This window comes from Eubacterium sp. CAG:156 (assembly GCF_000434315.1).
Taxonomy (GTDB): Bacteria; Bacillota; Clostridia; order Lachnospirales; family Lachnospiraceae; genus Eubacterium_U; species Eubacterium_U album.
In genome coordinates, this window is record NZ_FR878167.1 from 1 (window position 1) to 1,171 (window position 1,171).

Sequence of the window (1,171 nt, forward strand, 5' to 3'; positions counted from 1 at the left end):
AAAAAGCTTTGATGAGGTAAAGAAGGTTATTGAGAGTGGTACAGAAACAATAAAATTTAACGAAGTTAAGACATTTACAGCAGAAGAAACTAATCAATGGTTTATTGATAATGTCAAGCCTGATTATAATCCACCATATAAACCTGGAACTTTAGTGAAGGAAATTGAACTTACTGAAAATACTACTTTTGTTAGAGTATATGATAATATGCCAGATGGATCGGGTATGTATGGAAGTTGGGTAATGAAAGCAGATGATATTAAAGGACTAACACCCTTAGAGATACAAAATAAGTTTGCTTTACCTAATACCCCTAAATATATATGCGATGTGGAATTGGAGGCTGGAACTCACATAAGAGTAGGCGAGGTCAATCCTTTAGATGGATGGGGGAATGGTGGTGGAACACAATATGATTTAATTGGGCAAAGAATTGGTGATTTTAAGAATGAGAGGCTTTTGGAGGGTAATTAAATGTATCAATACGAAAAGAAGCATATTGAAATCAACGGGAATAGTTATGATTTCGAATTTGATATTCGAGCTGTAGTCCAGTATAAAGAAAAGTTTATAGTATTACTTGGGATTCCATTTAATAGAACTGAGATTAATAACATTTATTGTTTGGATGCTCAAGCAAAATTAATTTGGCAATCAGAGGATTTATCTACTCGCTATCCAGAGTTAAAAAATCTTCTTCCTTATGAGCAGATAGGCATAAAAGATGATACTATTTTTGCATCGGATTTCTATGGACGTAATTATACAATTAATGTAGATAGTGGGAAGATAGAGGGATTTAATATTGTTAAGTAGTATCTTTAAAGAAAATTAATTATAATTTATTAGGGTTATACTTTCGGACTCCCAACAACCTATAACTCCTGCATGTCTATTAATTAACCATCATGGCTGTTGCNNTAACCATCATGGCTGTTGCGAAGCAATTAAGAATCCATGATGTTAATTAATAGACGCTAGCGAAATTTTGCCGAGTTGGGTATACGGACGAACATTACAAAATCAAAATAGAATATTTAGTTCCAATATGCTGATATAAACGCACTCCTAGCAACAAGAAAAAATGTTGCGAAAGGGTGCGTTTATATCAGCGTGTTAGGGAAGTAGATTTAGATACCATCAAAGAACGGCAACCATACTGCAGGAATT

General features: G+C 33.7%; 2 protein-coding genes. Both read left to right on the forward strand.

All coding sequences use genetic code 11. The features are described from left to right. Nucleotides 1–475 (forward strand): hypothetical protein (locus tag ABMA45_RS07385; RefSeq protein ID WP_348030048.1); only part of this gene is annotated, 475 nt, incomplete at its 5' end. Beyond that, nucleotides 476–817: a hypothetical protein gene (locus tag ABMA45_RS07390; protein WP_022089250.1), complete on the forward strand. Its 342-nt coding sequence runs from the start codon at nt 476–478 to the stop codon at nt 815–817. It abuts the gene before it with no gap. Nucleotides 818–1,171: the final 354 nt, after the last annotated feature.

Excerpts from the sequence above, each read along its gene's own strand:
- ABMA45_RS07390 (WP_022089250.1), top strand. The coding sequence starts at position 476 with ATGTATCAATACGAAAAGAAGCATATTGAAATCAACGGGAATAGTTAT.